The organism is Staphylococcus sp. TCBT05, from assembly GCF_055179755.1.
Map to the genome: position 1 here is coordinate 472,125 of NZ_JBUQDQ010000005.1, position 23,273 is coordinate 495,397.

Annotated in this window: 21 protein-coding genes and 1 pseudogene; 13 read left to right on the forward strand and 9 right to left on the reverse strand. The window is 32.2% G+C overall.

The annotated features are described in order from the left end of the window. The first annotated feature begins 5 nt into the window (after positions 1-5). From ACY191_RS02195 to ACY191_RS02225, 7 genes are all read left to right on the forward strand, one after another. Positions 6-1,280, forward strand: coding sequence for a gluconate:proton symporter (locus tag ACY191_RS02195; RefSeq protein ID WP_107642065.1), 1,275 nt, complete (start codon positions 6-8; stop codon positions 1,278-1,280). Between the two features lie 13 nt (positions 1,281-1,293). Beyond that, positions 1,294-2,250 carry a sugar kinase gene (locus tag ACY191_RS02200; RefSeq protein ID WP_229366698.1) on the forward strand — a complete coding sequence of 319 codons (957 nt, stop codon included), beginning with the start codon at positions 1,294-1,296 and terminating at the stop codon, positions 2,248-2,250. Then, positions 2,250-2,876, forward strand: coding sequence for an orotidine 5'-phosphate decarboxylase / HUMPS family protein (locus ACY191_RS02205; protein ID WP_229366697.1), 627 nt, complete (start codon positions 2,250-2,252; stop codon positions 2,874-2,876). Before ACY191_RS02200 ends, ACY191_RS02205 begins: the two co-directional genes overlap by 1 nt. Next, positions 2,873-3,415, forward strand: a complete 543-nt coding sequence (gene hxlB / locus ACY191_RS02210) for a 6-phospho-3-hexuloisomerase (protein ID WP_229366696.1) — start codon at positions 2,873-2,875, stop codon at positions 3,413-3,415. The genes ACY191_RS02205 and hxlB overlap by 4 nt, the downstream gene beginning before the upstream one ends. 35 nt (positions 3,416-3,450) lie before the next feature. Further along, on the forward strand, positions 3,451-4,062 hold the full coding sequence (gene eda, locus ACY191_RS02215; RefSeq protein WP_229366695.1) for a bifunctional 4-hydroxy-2-oxoglutarate aldolase/2-dehydro-3-deoxy-phosphogluconate aldolase: 612 nt from the start codon (positions 3,451-3,453) through the stop codon (positions 4,060-4,062). Between the two features lie 197 nt (positions 4,063-4,259). After that, entirely contained in the window at positions 4,260-4,565 is a 306-nt protein-coding gene (locus ACY191_RS02220) for a TM2 domain-containing protein (RefSeq protein WP_042737882.1), read from the forward strand. A gap of 235 nt (positions 4,566-4,800) precedes the next feature. Beyond that, on the forward strand, positions 4,801-5,838 hold the full coding sequence (locus tag ACY191_RS02225) for a 2,3-butanediol dehydrogenase (RefSeq protein ID WP_107579672.1): 1,038 nt from the start codon (positions 4,801-4,803) through the stop codon (positions 5,836-5,838). Positions 5,839-6,245: 407 nt separating this feature from the next. Here ACY191_RS02225 and ACY191_RS02230 read toward each other — a convergent pair whose 3' ends face one another. Then, complete coding sequence (locus ACY191_RS02230; RefSeq protein WP_042737884.1) at positions 6,246-6,638, reverse strand: hypothetical protein; 393 nt, start codon at positions 6,636-6,638, stop codon at positions 6,246-6,248. A gap of 175 nt (positions 6,639-6,813) precedes the next feature. Between ACY191_RS02230 and ACY191_RS02235 the strand changes: the two genes are divergently transcribed. After that, on the forward strand, positions 6,814-7,632 hold the full coding sequence (locus tag ACY191_RS02235) for an HNH endonuclease (RefSeq protein ID WP_229366694.1): 819 nt from the start codon (positions 6,814-6,816) through the stop codon (positions 7,630-7,632). Positions 7,633-7,747: 115 nt separating this feature from the next. Beyond that, positions 7,748-8,581, forward strand: coding sequence for a CPBP family intramembrane glutamic endopeptidase (locus ACY191_RS02240; protein ID WP_229366693.1), 834 nt, complete (start codon positions 7,748-7,750; stop codon positions 8,579-8,581). Positions 8,582-8,789: 208 nt separating this feature from the next. Here the strand turns inward: ACY191_RS02240 and ACY191_RS02245 are convergent, their stop codons facing one another. Beyond that, positions 8,790-10,619: an endonuclease/exonuclease/phosphatase family protein gene (locus ACY191_RS02245; protein ID WP_463269917.1), complete on the reverse strand. Its 1,830-nt coding sequence runs from the start codon at positions 10,617-10,619 to the stop codon at positions 8,790-8,792. A 295-nt stretch (positions 10,620-10,914) separates the two neighbouring features. Here ACY191_RS02245 and ACY191_RS02250 point away from each other — a divergent pair, with 295 nt between their 5' ends. Beyond that, on the forward strand, positions 10,915-11,439 hold the full coding sequence (locus ACY191_RS02250) for a DUF4064 domain-containing protein (RefSeq protein ID WP_229366692.1): 525 nt from the start codon (positions 10,915-10,917) through the stop codon (positions 11,437-11,439). 344 nt (positions 11,440-11,783) lie between these two features. Here the strand turns inward: ACY191_RS02250 and ACY191_RS02255 are convergent. Further along, positions 11,784-13,004 (reverse strand): annotated as a pseudogene (locus ACY191_RS02255) (MFS transporter). 379 nt (positions 13,005-13,383) lie between these two features. After that, positions 13,384-13,686, reverse strand: coding sequence for a monooxygenase (locus ACY191_RS02260; protein WP_042737893.1), 303 nt, complete (start codon positions 13,684-13,686; stop codon positions 13,384-13,386). 342 nt (positions 13,687-14,028) lie between these two features. On the opposite strand from ACY191_RS02260, the gene ACY191_RS02265 reads away from it, so the two are divergent. Next, entirely contained in the window at positions 14,029-15,852 is a 1,824-nt protein-coding gene (locus ACY191_RS02265; RefSeq protein ID WP_229366691.1) for a purple acid phosphatase family protein, read from the forward strand. Positions 15,853-15,932: 80 nt separating this feature from the next. Then, a complete protein-coding gene (locus ACY191_RS02270) occupies positions 15,933-16,577 on the forward strand; it encodes a hypothetical protein (RefSeq protein WP_229366690.1) in 645 nt (214 codons plus the stop codon). Positions 16,578-17,037: 460 nt separating this feature from the next. Here ACY191_RS02270 and ACY191_RS02275 read toward each other — a convergent pair whose 3' ends face one another. Genes ACY191_RS02275 through ACY191_RS02285 form a run of 3 tightly spaced genes read right to left on the reverse strand, consistent with a single transcriptional unit; the run spans position 17,038 to position 19,899 of the window. Beyond that, the gene (locus ACY191_RS02275; RefSeq protein WP_042737896.1) at positions 17,038-17,418 is read right to left on the reverse strand and encodes a RidA family protein; all 381 of its coding nucleotides are present in this window, start codon (positions 17,416-17,418) and stop codon (positions 17,038-17,040) included. Positions 17,419-17,432: 14 nt separating this feature from the next. Further along, positions 17,433-18,629 carry a diaminopropionate ammonia-lyase gene (locus ACY191_RS02280; protein WP_229366689.1) on the reverse strand — a complete coding sequence of 399 codons (1,197 nt, stop codon included), beginning with the start codon at positions 18,627-18,629 and terminating at the stop codon, positions 17,433-17,435. Between the two features lie 28 nt (positions 18,630-18,657). Next, positions 18,658-19,899: a hydantoinase/carbamoylase family amidase gene (locus ACY191_RS02285; RefSeq protein ID WP_229366688.1), complete on the reverse strand. Its 1,242-nt coding sequence runs from the start codon at positions 19,897-19,899 to the stop codon at positions 18,658-18,660. 249 nt (positions 19,900-20,148) lie between these two features. Here ACY191_RS02285 and ACY191_RS02290 point away from each other — a divergent pair, with 249 nt between their 5' ends. Continuing rightward, entirely contained in the window at positions 20,149-21,069 is a 921-nt protein-coding gene (locus ACY191_RS02290) for an AraC family transcriptional regulator (RefSeq protein ID WP_229366687.1), read from the forward strand. A 192-nt stretch (positions 21,070-21,261) separates the two neighbouring features. Here the strand turns inward: ACY191_RS02290 and ACY191_RS02295 are convergent, their stop codons facing one another. Both ACY191_RS02295 and dcd read right to left on the reverse strand, forming a co-directional pair. Next, on the reverse strand, positions 21,262-22,176 hold the full coding sequence (locus ACY191_RS02295) for a CobW family GTP-binding protein (protein WP_229366686.1): 915 nt from the start codon (positions 22,174-22,176) through the stop codon (positions 21,262-21,264). 5 nt (positions 22,177-22,181) lie between these two features. Then, the gene (gene dcd, locus ACY191_RS02300; RefSeq protein ID WP_042737899.1) at positions 22,182-22,724 is read right to left on the reverse strand and encodes a dCTP deaminase; all 543 of its coding nucleotides are present in this window, start codon (positions 22,722-22,724) and stop codon (positions 22,182-22,184) included. Positions 22,725-23,273 lie beyond the last annotated feature (549 nt).

Genomic DNA, 23,273 nt, shown 5'->3' on the forward strand with positions numbered 1-23,273 from the left:
AGGTTATGGGTGCAGCTATTACTGGTATATTGCTATTGTTAACATTTATTTTGTTTGTCATTTTTGTCATGCGTGGTGGGAATTTAACTTTAGGATTTTTAATTATGGCTATTCTTTGGACTATTATTGGATTGGTGCCATTAAATGTAGCCATTAAAGAGATCTATACAGAGCCTGTACTTAAGTATGGAAGTACTATTGTGAATATTATATTTGGGTCTTGGTTTGGTCGTGTACTAGTTGATACGGGTATTGCTGGTAGTATTAGTAGACGAACTCAAACAGTAGGTAATCGTTACCCTGTGGTAGCAACAATTCTAATTTCATGTGTACTTGCATTAATATTTTCAAGTTCTTATGGAGTTGGCTCAGCCATAGCGATTGGTGTAATTATTTTCCCAATTATGTATTCCATAGGTGTGCCAAAACACATCGCTGTGTCAGTTTTTACTTTATCGATTGGTGCAGCGATGTACATTAATAATGTCTTGTTTGTGCAGTTTCAAGTGTTTTTCCCGAAAATAGAGTGGGGCTTAAGATATCAAAAATTTGGTTTTACAGCAATGTTAGTACAGATGGGAATTACAATTGCATTTATTTTGTATAATCGCAAAAAAATTCAAAACGGTAAATCGAAATTGGTTGTTACAGAAGATGAAAATACTGAGATTAAAGAGGTTTCACCATGGACTTACATATTACCAATATTACCTGTAGCATTAAATATTATCTTAGGCTGGGATGCAGTTCCAGCACTATTCTTATCAATAATAGTTGCTTTATTTGCAACTGGAAATATGAAAACGTATACAGGACTCATTAAAATGATAAACAATACAGCATATAACGCAATTAGTGATATAGCAGGGTTAATTATTATGCTATTTGTACTGAATATGTTCCAAGCAGCTGCGGTTCATGCAATGGCTGACTTTAATGATGTATTTAAACATATAATTCCAGATAATACATTACTATTAACTGTGATTATGGTTTTTCTAGCTCCATTAGCATATTTTAGAGGACCATTATTCTTATATGGTGCGGGGGCAGCTACGGCAAGTATCTTTGTTAGTACAGGATTATTTGATCAATATTTCTTATATGGATTACTTGTCGTACCTTCCATGGTTGGAATTTCAGCGTGTATCACGCAATCTTGGAATTTATGGGCAGTTCAATATAATGAATTAGATACTAAAACCTTTTTAATAACAGGCCTACCGTGGATTTGGATAGCAACAGCAATTAACTTATTCTTAGCATACTTTATTTTATAAGGAGAGATAGCATATGAGTAAATTTCTAACCATTGGAGAACCAATTGCGTTATTTGGATCAGATGAAGTTGATAAAAGCTTAGTTGAAGCTAAAAAATTCACTAAATATTTAGCAGGTGCAGAAGTTAATGTAGCAGTCGGTGTATCGAGATTAGGGCATAGCACACAATATGTTACAAGACTTGGTGATGATCCATTCGGTAAATTTATTGAAAACGAACTAACTAGAAATAATATAGGTACAGATTATATTGAAAAGACAAATGATTTTTGGACAGCATATCAATTGAAAAATCGTGTCAGTCAAGGAGATCCAGATATTCATTACTTTAGAAAAGGCTCTGCAGCAGCGAACTTTAATGGAGAAATGTTAAACAAAATAGGTTGGGATGATATAGAACTTGTCCATTTATCAGGTATTTTTCCTGCTATTTCACAACAATCATTAGCTACATTTAATAAATTGATAGAGCTAATTAATCGTAAGCAGATCACGTCAACATTTGATCCAAATTTACGACCTCAGTTATGGCAGTCTGAAACAGAAATGAGAGATACACTTAATTACTTGGCTAAGCATGCTGATATAATTTTACCTGGTATTAATGAAGGGAAAATATTAGTAGGTAGTGACAATCCAGAAGAGATAGCAGACTTCTATTTAACTCAAAGTGAGAAAACGAGCATAGTAATTGTTAAATTAGGAGCACAAGGAGCATATATAAAGCAAAAAGGTGAAACAGTTGGAATGACAATTTCAGGACAACGAGTTGACCATGTTGTAGATACAGTAGGTGCTGGCGATGGATTTGCGGTAGGTGTTATTACTGGATTATTAGAAGGTATCGACATCAAGTCCGCAGTAGCAAGAGGTAATATAATTGGAGCGCTTGCAGTACAGTCCTCGGGAGATAATGATGGCTATCCAAACAGAACTGAACTAGAAGCAATAGAAAAGGAGTACGAATGATGAAATTACAAGTTGCGTTAGATCGAATTTCATTAGATGAAGCTATTAAATTATCCACTAAGCTAAATGGTAATGTAGATATTATAGAAATAGGAACATCATTAATCAAAGATTACGGAAATAGCGCTATTGAAAAAATAGCTGAGGTTACACTAGATAGTAAAATTTTGGTTGATAGTAAAACGATTGATGAGGGTGCGTATGAGTTTAATCAAGCATTTCGACACGGTGCAGATATTGTGACAGTAATGGGTGCAGCAAGTTATCAAACGTTAACAGCTTGTTATGAAGTAGCCCAGCAATATAATGGCACGATGATGATTGATTTACTTAATTTAAATCATAAACAAATAGCAGCAATTGATAATTTTTCAGAAGCAGTCTATTTGATTCATCATTCTGTGGATGCAAATGAAAAGGTGTCAGCTATTGCAGAAATAGAAGAATTCAAATCTTTACATGAACATGTTGAACACATAGCTATTGCAGGTGGTATAGATTACAAAGCAATATCAGAAATATCACAGCAAAATTTTGCAGACATTGTTGTAGTGGGTTCTAAAATAACTACATCAAAAAATATCGTTGAGACAGCAAAAAAATTTATGGAGGTATTAAAAGCATGAGTACGATTACTACTGTTATGAATGAAATTCAAGAAGTGATGAATTTAGTAGATGAAAATGAAATAGATAATGTGGTTAAAAAGTTAACAAAAAATCAGAGAATATTCGTTGTTGGTGCTGGAAGAAGTGGTTTCCAAGGTAAAGGATTTGCAATGAGATTAATGCATATCGGATATCAAAGTTATGTAGTTGGAGAAACGATTACACCTTCCGTTCAAGCAGGCGATATTTGGGTAGCTATTTCTGGCTCTGGTACAACTGAGAGTATAGTCACTCAAACAGAGAAAGTTAAGAAACTAGGACTTACCATAATTGCATTAACAAGCGATGAGAATTCTAAATTGGCACAATTAGCAGACGAAACCATAATTGTTCCAGGAGCTACAAAAGTAAATACAGGTGTGAAATCATCACAACTACTATCTTCCTTATTTGATCAAACTGTACACATCACATTAGATGTATTAAATCAAAAATTAGCAGAACGTGACAATACAACAAATCAAAGCGCCAATGCACAACATACAAACGTTGAGTAGACTTTTAAAATAAAAAAATTGGTAGGTGCTATAAATTGAAATCAGTACAAGTTTTGAATGAAATACAAAGTAACAAATTAATCGCAGTTTATAGAACCACAGATAAACAAAAATACATTGATATTGCTCAAATCTTAATTAAAAATGGATTAAAAATTATAGAAGTTACGGCAACAACACCACAAGCAAATGAAATTATTAGAGAATTATCACAATATGAGGGCGTTGTAGTTGGCGCAGGTACTATATTAGATAGTGAGTCGGCAAAATCGGCAATAGAAGCGGGTGCGACATTTATAGTAAGTCCAGGGTTTGATAAGTATACAGCTAAATTAGCAAACAGTTATGATGTGCCTTATATTCCAGGATGTATGACTGTAACAGAAATGATAAATGCGAGTCAGTATGGGTGTAATATCATTAAATTATTTCCAGCGAATCAATTTAGTCCGAAATCAATTAAAGACTTTCAAGGGCCATTACCTCAACTAGAGTTTATCCCAACAGGTGGTGTGGATAGAGCTAATGCACAAGATTGGTTAGATGCAGGTAGCTTTGCAATTGGTATAGGTAGTGAAATTACAAAAATTTATGAAAAAGAAGGTTCTAGCGGATTGAGTAAATATGTACAAGAATTACTAAATTAAAAATAGATTGTGGAATGGGTAGTGATTGATAATTCGGTATGATTTGCAATGCCGTTGAAAAGCTAATAAAATTTTTAAAATAGTAATTTAAGGAGTTATTCGTTTGAAAATATTAAAATCATAAAAGTTATGTTCTTTCTGATTATTTATTGTGTTAAAATATATTTATAAATCATAGACAATAGGGGACAATGTAAATGAATATTGACGAAAGAGCTTATATTGAACAGAGAGTAGCAAATAATTCAAAATCTACAGGTGTAGCATATCTATTGTGGTTCTTTTTAGGTGGTTTTGGCGCCCATAGATTTTATTTAGGCAAAACAGGATCAGCTGTAGGCTTATTAGTATTAACATTATTAACATCTTGGTGGACCTTTGGCATTCCTACTATAATTTGGGTTATTATAGATGCATTTCTTATTCCAAGTATAATTAGAGAGCATGCACAAGCAGAACGAAACCTTGCTACAACAGAAGTTCAACTGATGAAAAATAAGTAACTATCAGCATAGATATATGAATCTATAGTAAGAACTAATATAAACTTTCCTAAACGTTAATTGTTGTGATCAACGATTAACGTTTATTTTTTACAAATAATAAGCGGAATAATTTATAACAACAATATATTCACTATAAAAATATTTAAGTTTTTGTGTTGTAACTTTACTATATAATTGAAAATATAAAAACAGTGGCGTACCATTAAATTATAAAGAATAAGGAGGTAATACGATGAAAGCTGCAGTATGGTATGGTCAAAAGGATGTTCGAGTTGAAGAGCGTGCACAAAATGAATTAAAGGATGGGGAAGTTAAGGTTAAAGTATCTTGGGCTGGTATTTGTGGAACGGATTTGCATGAATACTTAGAAGGACCTATTTTTATTTCAACTGATAAACCTGATCCATTTCTTGGTGGTAAAGCACCTGTAACTTTAGGGCATGAATTTGCTGGTGTCGTTGAAGAAGTAGGCGCAAATGTTAATAAATTTGCTAAAGGTGATAGAGTCGTAGTTAACCCAACTGTTTCAAAGCGTGAAAAGGAAGAAAATATTGATTTGTATGATGGCTATTCATTTGTAGGTTTAGGTTCTGATGGTGGCTTTGCGGAATTTACCAATGTTCCGGAAGAAAATGTTTATAAATTACCGGATAATGTTTCTGACAAAGAGGGCGCATTAGTTGAGCCAACTGCAGTTGCTGTGCAAGCTATCAAAGAAGGGGAAGTATTATTTGGAGATACAGTAGCTATTTTTGGTGCTGGACCAATCGGCTTGCTAACAGTTGTAGCCGCTAAAGCTGCGGGTGCAAGTAAAATATTTGTCGTCGATTTATCACCAGAAAGATTAGCGAAAGCGAAAGATTTAGGTGCTACACATGTCATTAATTCTGGTGAAGATGATCCGGTTGAAATAATTAAAAATAATACTGACAGTGGTGTTGATGTAGCATTTGAAGTTGCAGGAGTAGCGCCAACACTCAAACTTTCTATTGATGTGACTAAAGCACGTGGAACGGTCGTGATTGTCTCAATCTTCGGTCATCCAATTGAGTGGCATCCAATGCAATTAACGAATACAGGTGTTAAATTAACATCTACGATTGCGTATACACCTACTACCTTCCAACAAACAATTGATTTGATTAATGAAGGTAATTTACAAGTAAAAGATGTGATTACTGATGAAATTCAACTAGAGGATATTGTGGAGTCTGGTTTTGAACAATTAGTAAATGATAAATCACAAGCTAAAATTTTAGTGAAGATTTAACAAGTTTAGGTAACTTAATTACCAAATTCAATATATTTAATAGCTCAAGTGTGCTAATCGAATAAGAAGGCAATTTCTGTTGAGATTGCCTTCTTTATTTTAGTTTCCATTGGTAGAGTTAATTGAGACATGTTTAAATTTTTATACACCAGACACCTCGTTAATTTAGTTTAGTGGAAGTTATTAAATGATACGAAAGTGTCTTATTTTTTATAATAATAGTATCAATGCACTTCGTATGGTTTGCTAGACACCTGAGGGAGCAGGATGCGTGTCGAGACCAAGGCTCGACCCAGCCCCCTAGGTAAGCGAGCAATAACAATACTGAGTATCGATAACAATAACAAAGCCCATCAAAAATCTTTGATGAGCTTAATGCAAAGTATTTATGTCCCAGATTCTGTATTTTATACAAATTGACCATTTTCAAAAATAACGCGTTGCTTTTCTCCTTTAATAAAGGCATTATAATTATCATTTTGGAAATCAGCTAATAGCGCTCTGGAAGTTCCAAATTTCAAAGTTTGTTCTCCACTTTTTATATACATCTTTCTAAATAATAAGGCGTCCTTTAATGTGATTTTATCAATCATATCGTAGTCTAATTGTACTGCTTCACGATATTCAAAAGTGTTAAATTTCGTAACTACATTTGCCAAGAAATCTTCGCCTAAATAGAAAATAGATAAGTCAGATCTTCTTTGTTGCCCAATCAACAACCGACCTTTTTCAAATTTTTGTTGTGGGAAATTCAACTCCAAATATTCTAAAATATCCGCTTCTTTCAATTTAAATTGCATAGTAAGCACCCCTATATGTATGATTTTAAGTTAATAAATCTTTATAAATAAAATATACCCAAATATTGTACTATTTGAATATTTACATTTTTTTATATTAAATAAACAAGTGTATAATACTATGTATCATAAATATACATTTAAAAAATTTTAAAAATACAAGGGGATGTACCATTTGTTAGTAGATAGAAAAATACCTGCAAATAGTCAAATATATAAGGAATTTAATAAAAAATATTATCATCAAATTAAGCAATTTAAATACTACTTGGATGAAATAAATAAGAAAGAAAATGGAGAAGAGAGTAAAAGTGGAAAAAATGATTCTTATAGTAGATATTTAATAAGACTAATAATTCTCTATTATGAAGAAAGTAATGAATATATAGAAGACATTAATAATTTCGATTCAGTTAAGAAGATAGAAACAGTTGTTAATAATAGTAATTTCAAAGAATTAAACAAAAGAGAAAATCATTTTTACAGTGCAACATTTAATTGTTATAAAGCATATGTGGCATATAAATCCAAGACATCAAAAGTAAGTATAGAAAACACACTTGATTTAATTAAACCTGTTGATAAAAATTTGTCTTTCACTACATTTAAAAAACCCATAGAAATACAAACGAGTATTACTAAATACAAAAGGAGTTCACAAGAAGTTTTAACTGCAAAGAAAAAAAGTTTATGGCGTTGTGAATATAACCCAAATCATGAAACTTTTATAAGTGAAACTAATCAAAAACCATATGTGGAAGCACACCATTTAATACCAATGCAGGTACAAAGTTACTATAAACAATCAATTGATTTTGCGGATAATATAGTGGTACTGTGTCCCAATTGTCACAGAAAAATTCATAATGGTTTATCAAAAGAGAGAAAAGAAATGTTAGAAGTACTTTATTATAAAAGAGAGCATGTTTATAGAAATCATGAAATTGATTTAAATTTGAAGGAACTTCTATTATATTATTCTATTTTTGATTAAATAATATAATATTTAATGAATCAGCCTATATTTAGAATGAAAAAGCATAAAATCCAATTCCTAAAATCAATTTTATACTATACAATTTAAATACATTTTAGATTGGGTGATAATTGTGGAATTTATAAAAATATTTGGAATGCTTATTTTAGGGTTATTGATTATGGGGATAACTCAAGGCTTAGCTTCGATTTTTGAGGACTTAATACCGTTTTGGGGAATTGGAGTTATTGTATTTGCGGTAATTTATATTCTTTTAGCGTATTTCGTAGTGAAGTGGGTTATTGTAAACCTATTTAAAGAAAGTTTATATGTTTATAGGATTACTAAACCACTATTTAATAAATTGTTCGTTTTATGTGCGATATTATTACCTGTTTTAGTTTATGGTGTTTATATATTATGTATACCCGGTGAATTTTTCACTCCAAATTTCACTTCTCAAAATGAATATTTTAGAAGTGTTTTTTGGGTAGTATTTGTGAATGGAGTTGCAGCAGCAATTGTTGAGGAAATGATTTGTCGTGGTTTACTTATGCGTTATATTCAGCGAAAGACTAATATTTTTGTAGCAATATCAATAACGTCAATATTTTTTGCAGTTATACATATCTTTAATGGTGCGCTTTCTATGTGGAGTTTGGTCATGTTATTAGTCAGTGGCATATTAGTTGGAATCATGTTTGGTTTGGCAACATATATATTTAATTCGATTTGGGCAAGCATTTCTATACATTTATGTTGGAATGTTAGCCAATTAATATGGATAACTGACCATAAGGTAGATGATCAACCGTTACAATATGTTTTAACTTCGAATAATATGTTGATAACGGGTGGTGAATTTGGTTTTGAATCATCACTGATTAGTATAATAGGATATAGTGTGATTATATTGATATTAATAGTAATACATAAACAGAAACTAAAGGATTTAAAGATAAATTGAACTAATTTGCCGTGAAAATACTCAATTTGAATCAATCGGTGTTTTGGTGATGATTTTGAGAGAGATGCATATTGAATTCGAAGGTGGAAGAAGTACTTAATTAAAATGAATCAAGAATTCGAAATTATAGTAAATAAAAAGCTAGTAAATGAATTTGTAGAAACTCATTTACTAGCTATATTTATAGCTTTATTTTTGTCATCATTGCTTATTCTTTACGATTTTTGGATTTTTTTAAGTCTATTTGTGCGACGAGTGGGTCATGGTCACTTGCGCGTCCAGACATGTCGGTGAAGTCGCTATTTACATGTACTGGGTCAAGTTTTGTACTATCTACTAAATTATTTGATACTAGTACATGATCAAGTGCTTGAGAATTCCCTTGATAAACATATGAGTAACGGTATTTTTCAGGAACTTTATTCATCATATCTGTCATGTTAAAGCTTTCTAGTGTTTTGATTGGTTTTGACCATTGGAAATCATTGTAATCACCAACGGATATAATGTTTGCTTGTGGATTATCTTTTTGTACTTGTTCTACGAAGCGGCCAACTGCTTTAGCGATTTCTACTCGTTGGTTTTCACTTTGTAATACGGGTGGTTGTTGACTACCAAATAACGGCATATCGCCATTTTTTGAATTCCAATGATTTGCTAGCATAATAACTTGTTCACCATGAAATTTAAATTGAGCTGCTAATGGTTTCCTTGAATCATCAAATGCTGGATTATGTGGGTCTATACGTCCAGGATTATGTGAGAGGTTGCCATCTTTATATGATACGGCTGTATCCGCGTCCCCTGGCTTAATTGATTTATCATAATGTACACGTTTTGGATTATATAGGAATCCAACTCTAATGTTGGCGTTAGGCTGACCGCCGTCTTCATTCATATCTGGATCAATATTTAAATATTTGTACGTAGGGCCTCCAGCTTCTTCGATTTTTTTAATCAAGCGTTCATATGATTCGTTGGCTTCTGGTCCGCCGGCATTGGGGCCGTCATTATCTTGAACTTCTGTCACTCCGATAATATCTGGATTCTTCATATTTGTTGTAATGCCTTTAGCAATTTTTTCTGCTTTATCTTCGGTAGTGGATTGTTGATTATTAGAAAAATTTTCTAGATTGTAAGATGCAACATTTAGTTTTTGTTTGTTTGCATCTAACGTTGTGGGCTTTGGTTGAGTGTTGCCTTTAACGTGTGCTTTTTTCATATTATCCAAGTCTACATTAATTTTATAATTAGAGTACCCGTAGTTTACATAACCAATAATTGGTCCTTTAAAATAATCTCCTGTGGCAACATCAAAATCACGTGCAGTATCATTATCATACATTTTAAAAGGGATGCGCTCCCCATGTGAATTATTTTCGGTCAATCGTACGCCACCATTTTTAGTTTCAGCAGGTTGATTGTCTAATACGGTAAAGAGTTCTCCGTGTTCCTGTGGTCCAACGCTTCTAACATCTCCAGTTTCTACACGCATACCTTCTAACGATTCCCAGTAATCTATTGCATATTGATTACGATCAAATGTATTGAACTGGTCATTTGCTGAGACTTTCGTTGGTACATTTTTTATTTTATAAGGTTTTGGTAATGATTGGTTTGAAGATTTTACAGTAATTTTACCGCCTTTATCATCACGCGCATTAATTTGTGTTACAGGTAAGTCAGTTTTCTTCTTTTCACTATAACCATCGATATAATATTCGTCGACTGTACCGTTCACTTTTACTAAATCTCCAATTTTTGTATTGTAATCTTGATTACCTGTATAAACGATAAGACCTTCAGAAGTGTTTGGATTATTATCCTTTTTATTATCTGGAGTTTGAATATGTAAGTAGTGGCCACCATTCAATTTATATTTATAGGTTACTATGCCTTCTACGTTTTCTACTTTTTTGTCATCATAAGGTGATGTATGACCTTCCCCTTGGATATCATGAATCGCTATGTTTTTAGTAGCTTCTTTTTGTGTGTTTTCTGTTGCTGCTTGTGTAGTTGTCGTTGCAATGGCTGACATGGCTAAGATTGAAATGAAACTAAATGCAGTTTTAAACAAAATAATACCCCCTTCAGTGATAATACATTAATAGTGTAACAAAGGAGAGTAAGCAATATTGTAAAATTTTGATAAATTTATGTTAAATGAAAAATAATGATGACTTATAATTCAGTTTAATCTTTTTAGTTGAATTGTATTATTTTGTAAATACTTAAAAGCGAGTAGAAAAAAGTAGCTGATTTTATTAAAATTGATATATACATATTTTGAAAATTGTTACATAAACTATTTATTAATTGAAGGAGCGTTTGATATGATTAGTCGAACTGCGGAAAGAGTACTTACGTGGATTGGAATTGTCCTACATGCACTATATTTCTTAATATTTGCTGGACTTTTAGTTGCATTAAATCTAAATGCGACAGAATTTAAGCAAAGTATGTTAGATAATGAAACGACAATGGAAGATGCAAGTGGAGCCTTTATTATTATTAATGTATTTTTGATTGTAATAGTAATTATCGCTTTAATAATGTTAGTATTGGGAATTTTATCTGCTTTATGGATTGGGAAAAAGAATAAACCAGCTGGTGTTATTTTAATCGTCATTGGGGCCTTTTCACTTTTTGGTAGTCCATTAATCGGAGTGTTATGGATTGTAGCAGGCATCATGTTATTAGTTAGAAAGCCTAAACCTGAAGATTATCATAATAAGCAAAATTCATTTGAAACATTTGAGCACCAGGAAGAATCAGATTTTGAATCTAAAGATGAATTACAGAGCATAAATAATAATGCTAACAATAATCAAAAACAAGAAGATCCTTATAAGTATTAAAAAATTATATAGATATGGTTTGAACATTCACTTGCCAGTGAAAAGGGCAGTTTCTATTGAAAGTAAGATAGAAATTGCCTTTTTATTTTATTAAATAATACGAAATTTCTTCGCTTTTTTTTGAGTTCTTAATTTATAAGAAATCAGTTTTGTTTGTAAGAGGAATGGTTGTCTTAGAACAGATACTTCAAGCTGACTGTCTAGATAAATATGGAACTATTCATGAACTCTAGGTGAGTGAGTAACACCAATACGATGTAATAATATAATGAGAGCCACCTCAAAATGATTTAATTTTTTGGGGTGGCATTTTTAGGATGTATATCTGCAATTATATTTATAAGCTATGATAATAGTTGCTTTTTATTTTCTTTTAATAGTAAGGAAGAAATAAGACCGATGATGAGTAAAGCCCCAGCTAAATAGAATCCGGTAGCCATTTTTCCTGTCATATCTGTTAAGTAACCTGTTAGATAGGGTGCTAAAATCGAGGCAGTCATTCCGATAAAGTTATAAACACTAAATGAAGTTCCAAGCGCATTTTTCGGGGCATTGTCTGCAACTACAGCGATTAGTACTGGATTGGTACTTATTTTGCCTACAATTCCGTAACCGATTAAGGCAAGGTATAATATCCATATATTATCGAACAAAACGATAGAGATGGTGAATAGAAATGCTAATGGTAACATAATAAGTAACACTGGACGTCGTCTACCTAATCTATCTGATAACCAACTAAAGAACAGTGATCCAGGTATTGCTGCCCATGGTACTAGTGAAGCAACAAACGCAACTTGTGCACCGTTAATACCACGTTCAGTTTCTAAATAGAATGGCAGCCAAGTGATAATCATAAAGAAGCCGTAAATCGAACAGAATATGATGACATACGCAAGAAGTAGATTTCGATTTTTAAAGAGACTACTGAACTGAAATTTTGTTTCTGTAGTGGTTGGGTCGACTAATTGTGTTTTTGGTCGTTCCTTAATCACGGTATACATTAGAAAGGCTAGGATAAGAATAGGTATGGCAATTATAAAGAATGGTATATGCCAACTCATACCAAATTAATGCACGGTATAGCTAGAAATAAAGTATCCGATAGATGTACCAAAGGACATCCCACTATTAATAAGTGCGCTACCCAATGTTATGTGTTGTTTAGGTATTGCTTCTGATGATAGTGCGTATTGTGGACCATAAAACATGCCTTGGGCAAGGCCGACAATGAGCCAAGCAATCATAAATAATAAGAATGTAGGCATGATCCCTGTAATTGCTGTAGCTATGCCGAAAATAATCATACTAGGGATCAGTATTTTTTTACGTCCAATTTTGTCGCCTAATATCCCAGAAGGAATTTGGGTCACTGTATAGCCGATGAAAAAGATACTCATAATGAGTCCGAGCTGGGCATTATTTAATGTAAATGTAACTTTAATATTTCCCATTATAGGATTAAGTATAGTACGGGCAGCGTAGATAACGAGCCAACCCAACGTGAAAATGGATACCAATTTAATCCAATAATATTTACTAATTGGTGTTGATTCTTGATGCATAATTTAAATACTCCTCTCAAATTTTCAAACTACTATGTTTAATCATACCTTTTTATGTTGTGTGTAACCTTGTATGAAATGACAAAAAGTATTGATGATTTTGAGTGGAATTAACATGAAATAGTATTAAATATTTGAACATAAATAGTATGGCGTTACGTTGGATAGAATTTAATTTGTAAGGATAATAATGGTTGGAAATGTTGATATATCAATAGTTTGTTACTACCCTCAGTGTTCGGACAGACAAACCGAAGACTTACCAATATGTACTTAATGTAAGTTGTGTCAGGAAATTAGAATTATATTTTGGAAAGTCCTCAAACCTGTTGTATTTTAGGTTAAATCATAAAATATCTGACTTGATATAAAGCAATCCTTAAAAATGTTTATGTGTTATTTTTGTAAGTCCCTCGTTAACTTTAAAAATTTTGTGCTTGCTATCTGTAATACCGAGTTGAATTAATCTTTGGGTATGCATTGTTAAATAGTTTTGAGCATCTTGTTCTGTTGTAAATGCGTAAATTCCCCCAGCTTCTTGTGCATTTTCATTTTCTGTCCAAATTTTCCAAAGAAACCCTGGTTCTTTAGTGATTGACCTCGCTAATTCTGAAAAAGTTTCAGTCATTTCTATACCGAATGGACCTGTTATAGGGAAATCTATTTGTAGAATATAAGTCATCGTAATGAGCTCCTTTATTAAAATTTTCAACTACTTGTTCATGTGTAATTAAATGGTTAATAAGCATTAGTAAATGCTAATCATACATTAAATAATGACTCTTTTAGAAACATGAATATTGATTCATCTCTTTAAAATATCGAAAATCATATTTCTACAATAAATAATGAAAAATTTTTAATAATTCAACAGCTAATTTTAATGAAATATTTTCTTAAAAATATCATTTAGTATTTAGATATTAAAAATTAATGTTATATTAACAATTCTATGAAAGAAATTTACAAATTATTAAACCTCCTTATATATAATAGGATTCATTACGATTAAGGAGGTTAATTTATGAAAAAAGAAAAGTCGATGTTGAAGCTATTTACTACAGGGGCAGCAAGTGTAGTATTGATGATGTCCTTGGGAAGTAGCAATTTTGCTGAGGCGAGTGCACCAGGACAGGGAATGCAAGAACAATCTACAACGGATAAAGCAAATAATAATGAGCAAGGTATCAAGGTTACACAAGATAAACCAAAGGTTGCTCCGGTGCCTGTAAAGAATGAACCTAACCGTATAATCACTAATTTCAATGGAGATACAAAGTCTGAAATGGCATTCAATTGGTATACAACGGATGAATTTAAAGATGCTAAGGTATGGGTCTCTGAAAAGGGGGATTTTAGTGATGCTAAATCATTTGATGCCTCTACGAAAAAAGTAATTTCTAAATACATAGAAAGGGACAAAAACGGTAATTTTATTTTTGCAGATGTTGAAAAAGATGATGAAGGAAAAGCTATAAAAAATAAAAATGGGAAAGAAAAAATAAATGGTTATTATACAGATGAACACGCAAGTGGTCCTGAATGGACAAGGGGAGATTTGCAAGGGAAGACTGAGATGACTAACGTAAAAGAATTTAATTATAAAGCAAAAGCGACAGGACTTAAGCCAAATACAAAATACTATTACAAAGTTGGAAGTGACAGTGGTGCTAAAAGTCCAGTAGGTCAATTCCAAACATCTGGTGGCAAAGGAGATCCTTTTAAATTTGTACAGTATACAGATACGCAAAACGCATTTTGGAATGAACATGTTAGAAATGAGGCGCAATTTGGTGCAGATACATTAAATCAAGCAATTCAAACTGCGGGTAATCCAAATTTTGCATTGCATACAGGAGATTATGTTGAAACGGCAGAAGTGGAAGATGAGTGGTTAGACTTATATGAGCAATCGCGACCATCATTTATGTCATTGCCCGTTGCAACAGCTGCAGGTAACCATGATGAGTATGCTTTAAGTGAGGAAGATGGAAAATTGTTAGATTCATTTAACAAGCATGTAAATGTACCTAAAGAAAATAATGCGGTTAATGGGGGCTCATATTATTCGTTTGATTATAATGGCGCGCATATGGTCGTAGCCAATACGAATGATAATAAAAAATCTAAAGATAATCCGGATGAAAAAGCAATTGGCAAAGAGCAGATGGAATGGATTAAATCAGATATTAAAAAAGCTAAAGCAAATGGAGCCAATTGGATCGTGTTAAATCTACACAAACCGATGTATTCAAAATCATATCATGCATTATCGGATGAGGATGTGCGTAAAATTCGTGACGAGTTAACAAAACAAATTGATGAACTTGACGTGGATTTAGTATTGCAAGGTCATGACCATGTGTTATCGCGCACACATCCTTTAGAGCATACATCAACGAAAAATAGCTTTGTAAATGCGAAGAAAGAGGATGCGAAACAAGTACTTGGAGATGATAATGTAGAGTACTATGATAATCCTAAGGGTTCTGTATATGTTTTACCTAATACTGGTGGAACTAAGGCATATGACAATATTTACGATAGATCCTTAGAACATATTAAGAAAGTACGTCCAGAATTAGGTGACTTAACACAAGATAAGTTAGATCACTATAATAGCTTGTTTGCATTAGGAAAACAGCCACATAAATCTAAGGCCTTTGAAAAGAGTCATGAAAATGATCGTAATGCATCTGAACAAAATTTCTCTGTTTATGAAGTTGAAGGAGATAAGTTAAAAGTAAAAATTTATCAATTATATGGTGATATCAGTAAAGGAGAACAGCGCCAAGTTAAATTGGTAGATGAATTTGGAATATTGAAAGATGACAAAGCTAAAAAGTAAAGTTTGTTATAACAGAGGAAGTGACGACTTTACAGTGATAAGGTCAGTCTTGTTAGTGATTGTAAGTTAGGAGTTTTTGAATGCATAAATTCATTTATAGTCTTTTATTTATTATTATGATGATTACTATGGCAGGTTGCCAAGGACAACAAGGATCAGCTAAGACTGATATGAAAGATAAAGCAACACAAAATAAAAATTTAACGCAACATGATAAAGATAAATTAAATAAAGCGATAACGAATAAAGTCGTTGCATATGCTAAAGAACAAAAATTATCAGTTTCGAATCGTTATGTAGGAAATGGCAGTTATAGTGAAAGTGATTTTTATGCTACAACGACTGATGGTGAGATTCAAGTTATAAATAATGACAAACCGGGCGCTAAACACTATAAACTGCATAATGTAACTGGACTGTCAGTTTATACATCTAAAACTGGAAACATCGGTTTAGATGATACAGCAAAAAAACTGACTAATATTGAAGGTTATAAATCTGTAGCTAATACGACATATCCTATTAAGAAATACTTATTTGCAGATAACGGTAAGGTATATGAGTATACCTTTGAAGGTGATGACCATACAACCTTATCGACTGGATTTGCATATAAGGATAGTAATGACAAAGATCCCAATTTAAAGCCTAATGTCATATTTAAAGAAACAAAGAATGATACAATTCGTAAAATGTGGGCGAATGTATTGAGAGAATATGATTAGACGATAAAAATATAAAGTGTAGTGGAATATATTTAATTAAGAAAAAGTTGATCTATGCAGAAATGTGTAGATAGTAAAGTTGTAATAATGAGTTTTCGATATTTGCTTTTACTTTAGTATTGTTCTCTCGTTAAATATTGCTAAAACTACAGTATAAGGCTGAAATATAAACATTAGAAAAATAGCCATGGAATAAGTTATTTAACTCATTTCATGGCTATTTGATTTATCATATTTTTTATTGTTTGCTCGCGTTCCTAGGATGCTGTTTAACTGACAATGTTCCTCGCAGAGTCTTGTAAAAATGCGTCATAAATAGCTATGAATATACATTGAAACTGCATAATGCATGCTATTTAAAAGTGCATAGAGTTAACAATTATATTATTTGCTAATATTTTGAGGTTAGATAGTTATTTATAGTTTTTGTTATTTTATTATAATTAATGTATCACATAACTTATTGTTTTATATAAGCTATAGCTTCAATTTCAATTTGTGCGTTTTTAGGAAGTTTGTTAACTTCAATAGCTGCTCGGGCGGGTTTGTGATCATTTAAGAATGTACCGTAGGCATCATTAATTTCGTTAAAGTGTGCTAAGTTAACTACATAGATATTAGTTTTGACGATGTTCTTAATAGATAAACCTTGACTAGTTAAAATGGCGATAATATTTTTCATAACTTGTGTTGTTTGTTCAACAATGTTATCTGAGATAAATTTGCCTGTGTTAGGATTGATCGGTAACTGTCCAGAAATATAAAGGAAATCTCCTGCTTGAACTGCCTGTGAATAAGGTCCTATTGCTTGAGGTGCTTCATTTGTAGTAATAAATTTCATAAATGTTACTCCTTTTAAAATAGTTTGTTGTGTATAATATCGTCGTAATTTTTAGGGTTTGTATTGCCTTCAGTATTAATAAGTAAAATATTTGATGAATTATCTAGTTTGAGTGAATCTTTCGCGTTAAATAGCTCTTTTGAAGTCATAATTTCTATAAGGACACCTAATGGTAAGGCGCCTGATTCCCCTGAAATTATTGAGCGGTCATTGTTTAATGGATTAGCATATTGTTTCATACCAATGGAACTAATAACATCCTTACATGAGAATGTAGCTTGTATGGTTGGCTTTAATATTTCCCAGGCAATAGTGCTGGGTTCGCCACAGGCTAGACCAGCCATCATTGAATCTAAGGGACCGTTAACACGTATAGGAATACCTTCATTACTTTTTATTGAAGCAAAGATACAATCAGCTTTATTAGGTTCGACAATAATAAACTTTGGTGGATCAGGTACAGTTTGATTATAAATACTAGCTATAACTGCAGCAGCAAAGGATCCTACGCCAGCTTGTAAAATAACATGTGTATATTGAGAAATATGCTTTCTATCTAGTTGCTTAATTAATTCTGCAACAATAGTTGAATAACCTTGCATTATAGCTAATGGCAGTGTTTCATAATCTACCCAGGCAGTATCTTGTAATAATATCCACCCTTGTTCATCTGACTGTTTAGCAATTTCCACTACAGCATCATCATAATTTAAATCTGATATATAGGCTTCTGCACCTAAATCTTGGATTGCTGTCAAACGTTCAACAGAGGCTCCTTTTGGTAATACTACTTTCACTTTTTGACCGAATGTTTTTGCTGCCCATGCGACACCTTTACCGTGATTTCCTGCCGTGACAGTTGCAAAAGTAACAGGTTCTAAATCTTTAATGGCTTCCATAAGCTTATTAAAGGTAATATTGCCTAAATCTAAGTTTAATTTTTGGGCAAAATAGCTTGCCATCGCATATGCGCCACCCAACCCTTTGAATGCATTTAAATCAAATCTTTTTGATTCATCTTTTACGTCAATTGATGCTACACCAAGGTGTTTAGCTAAATTATCCAAATGATATAAAGGTGTTTGACTATAGTTGGGCAAAGTACTTTGAAAATTTAAAACTTGTTCTAAATTTGATGGTTTAAACGAATTAAATACTGTTGTTGGTATAGATGTAGATTGAAATTGATTGGATTGCCATACAATATTCATGAATTTACTCCTTTCATATTTTTTATTCTCAATTTAAAACTTTATCAATTAAGCGTAAGTATGCACGGATTCCAGTGGTTAATTGATTAATAGGTGTGTCTTCGTCTTTATCATGAGAAATCCCATTTTTAGACATGACGAACATCATCACAGTGGGTATAAGCTTGTTCATTTCAACAGCATCATGTAAGGGTCCCGAATACATTTGATTACTTTCTCCTATTTCTTCTGCTACTGCTGTTTTACAAATATCTACTAAATTGCTATCAAATATTTGAGGGGAGACACTGTAAATTCTTCTCCAAGAGACGGTACAATCAAATTGCTGAGCAGAAGTTTGAGATATATTTTGTGCTTCCGATAACATTGCAGCTAAATCATCCTTGTTAATACTTCTCATATCAATGGAAATGGTACATTGACCAGGGACAATGGTTACGACGCCGGGTGTAACGTTTACTTCGCCAACCGTACAAACAGCATTATATTTGAGTGCTAAATCACGAAATTTTAACGAAGCAGTTGCTGCAGCTAAAAATGCATCTTGACGCATTTCAGTTGGAAATGAACCGGCGTGTGCAGACTGCCCATAAAAGTCTATATAATAACGTTCAACACCAGCTGCACCATAAACAGCAGCGACATCTTTATTAGTTTGTTCAAGTACCGGGCCTTGTTCAATATGAAATTCTAAATATGCAATTAGTTCATTTATTTTATTCTGAAAGGTTTTGTGAGCGTCTGTAAATGTGTCTATGTTTAATCCATGTTTGCTAATTGCCATTTTAAAGGGAATGCCTTCATTATCGACTCTGTTAGTAAATTCAGAGATATTGACTGACCCACTTGCTGCTGATGAACCCAAACAGCTATATCCATATCTAGCACCTTCTTCATCAGCCCAATCTACAATGTAAATGGAATGTTGTGGCACGATTTGTGCCTCACTAAAATGACGTAAGACCTCTAAACCTGAAATGACACCTAAAGCACCATCTAACCATCCTCCATTTGGCACACTATCTAGATGACTACCTATAATAATTGACTTGTCAGATTTACCTTGAAGTTTAAACCACATGTTACCAGCGCTATCTTTAAATATGTCAGTAGTATGAGGTTTAATTTTTTCTAAAAACCAATTTCTGGCCTCTTCCCATATGGGTGTCCATGCTACTCTTTGTGCACCATTTTCGTCAGACGTTAAAGTAGCTAATTCTTGTAAATCAGCAATAATTCGTTGACTATTCTTATTTAAATCAAAATTCATTTAAATACCCCCTTTGTTTTTATAAATGAATAATTAATGACTACTTATGTGGCTATCATAAAGCTTTAGACATGATAAAACTATAAGCATCCATTCCATTTTTATCGTTATTGATTTTATAGAAAAGCAAAATTTAAGCGTTGTGTATATATATTTAGGTGAGAATATTGTTATAATAAGCTTTAATTCAAGGTGTAAAAATACTTGTTTTGATTTTGTGTCGAAATTGATTTGAAGGGGGCGAAGGGAATGAATAGAGACTTACCCATCAATATAAATGAGAGTTTAGAAGAGCATGTTGCTTATCATTCTGTTGGTTTTTCTATAATTCCATACATTATTGAATTTGACTTTGAAAGACATGATTTTATGCCGTTGCATTGGCATAATGATTTACAAATAAGCTGGGTTTATGAAGGGGAGTTGGAATTTTTAATTGATGGACAGGTACTAACAGTTGATAGTCGAGATATTGTTTTCATAAATAGAAATAAGTTGCATAGTTCATATTCAACTAAAGAAGATGCCAAAACACTGTGTATCAATTTTGAATTGGAATTTTTAAATGCTCAAATTATCGAAGATTATATTGATCCTATATTAAATAATGAATCATTTACATATTATAAATTACCTATCACGAGCCAATTTTCACGTTATTTTAGTGCCATTTTAAATGAAATACCTACAGATAATGATTTTTTAGTTAAGGAATCGACATCGACGAATTATTTTGATGCGGTAAACTTAATTAACCAAGTAATAGAGGGTATTGTATATGAATTTGAAGGGGCAAATTATTTATCGAATGCTGAAGACTTTAATAACATGAATAGTTTATTAACCTATATACATGAACATTACGGTGAAAAAATCACAATTTCGGATTTAACTGCTCATGCACATATTAGTAAATCATTTTGTAATCAATTATTTAGAAAATACACTAAGCAATCGCCTATGAAATATTTATTATTATATCGATTACAAATCGCACAAGAATTACTTGTTCACACAGACAAATCAATTACTTCAATTAGTGATATTTGTGGATTTGGTACTATAAGTTACTTTATTGAGCGTTTTCGAATACATTATAAAATGTCTCCATTAAAGTTTCGACAAACTTACCAAAAGCAGAAAAATTTTACATTGAGAGAATATGATTAGACGATAAAAAGGTCATACAAGAATTGTCATATTCTCCCTTATTAATTAATTATTATTTCCCAAGCAATAATATAAAAACCGTACGCCATGCAAACTTCAATTAATTGAAATAGCAGTGGAAGTACGGTTTTTTATTCGTGAAAGTAAGTATGGGAGAAAGTAATAATATTTGAGTTTATTCATGCGTAACAATCATGTGACATTTAATTTATGATAATGTTCCACAGAATGACTAAGCTGTACTTTATCAATATTATGGCCAATGACTACTATGTAATCATCAATGTTGAGATGGGACGATACAAGATTTAAATGGTTGTTTGTATACTGGATTAAATTTTTTACATTACTGTCATCAAAGGTTAGAAAGCCTTTGACTCTGTAAATATGATCTGGTAAGTTTTGAAGCCAATTTATAAAAGATTGTTTATGCCAGGAGTGTGAAAAATAAAATATTGAGTGACCCAGTGTACTATGGATTATTTTTCCACCGTTAAAGCGTTCGTCTTTTGTTAATTTATTGCTCTTTATATGATCAAGTGTTACCTCACCATGACTTGTAATAAAGTAAGGAATATCTGGATGACGCGTAGTTATAGTTTCAATCACTTTTAATAATTGGTCGGAAGTAATTAAATCACTCTTATTTAGCACAAAGTTTGAGCAATGTGCCATTTGGGCGATAATTAAATTTTGTATATCTTCGGGTAAGTGAGGTAATTTACTATACAACTCCACATCAATGACACTTGTTAGGCTGACTACATTGCTAAATGGTGTTAATACAGGTGTTAAACATGCGTCTAGAACTTCAAGGGGATGCGCAATACCACTACATTCAATAAAGACAATATCTGGTTGATAATCAATATAAATATCGTGTAGTTGCTCAGTAACATTGGATTTCATTTCACAACAGATACAACCATTAATAATTTCACGCAAGCCGATTGAGTTATCAATAAGGTGACTATCTACACTTTGAGTACCAAATTCATTCATAATTACAGCTGGTGTTTGATTTTGAGATCTTGCACTTTCGATAAATTGATTCAGGGTGGTAGTCTTCCCTCCTCCTAGAAAGCCACTAATAATGACAATATCCATTTGCTTTACACCTCCTTTGCTTCGATATCTTTAAAGCTCATACTGCCTGTTGTTGTGTGTTGACCTTGGTATTTACCATTATACTGTCGGGTGCTAGGTGTTAGTGTTTGGGCGATAACAATTTGGCAGATTCTTATATTCTCTTGAATTATTAAGTCAAAATCATTGGCATTGTACAGCTCTAGAGTGATATTTCCGTGAAATCCTGGATCAACCCATCCAGCATTTTGTATAAATAATCCTGCACGTCCAATAGAACTACGTCCTTCAACAAATGCTGCTAGTTCGTTGTTTAATTTTATATATTCATTGGTTGTAGCTAATATGAATGATTTTGCAGGAATTGTTATTTTATGTGCATTAATCTCTTTATAGTAAACGGGTTCCAAAATATTTTGTTTTAAATCTTGAGGTTGTTGTGGAAACAGGTAATGGTTACCTAATGTTAAATCAATAGATGCTGATTCAATATGGTGTGTTTGAAGCGGAGTGATTTCTATTTTTCCTTGTTGTAAGAACTGTTTAATGTCAGTATCTGAAAGTATCATATGTATAACTCCTTTTTATAAATAGTTTATTGCGAAATGTTATAAGAATGCGTGTTTTAGCTAACTAAATATAATGTATGACTTGTTGTTAATGACCTAATTTAGTACATATATAAAGCAATTGCTATTGAGGCAATAAATGTTAAAGTTGTCGCATTGCTTATTTTGGTTGAACGGATGAATTGGTAATTGGTAGGAAATAAATATAAAATCGTAGACCCGCGTAAAGATCTACGATTTTATTGAACTAAATTATCCCTAGAGGGAAATGTATAAAAATGAATGTAACAACCCTAATTTACAAATAGGAATGATTCCTATTTGTATTTTGATTATAGAGTTTTAAATGATATAAGTCAATAAATAATTTCTGCTAAATTGAAAGAGTTATTAATAAAGTTGGGATTTTACGTAATAGAATGTACTTATAGTAAAATGATATTTTTTCTATAACTTTCAAACGTCTAAGTTAACCTAATATTTTAAAGAGATTCATTTTTACTTAATAATTATTTTGTACAATATATAGTGAAGGTAGCTTGTAAGTTT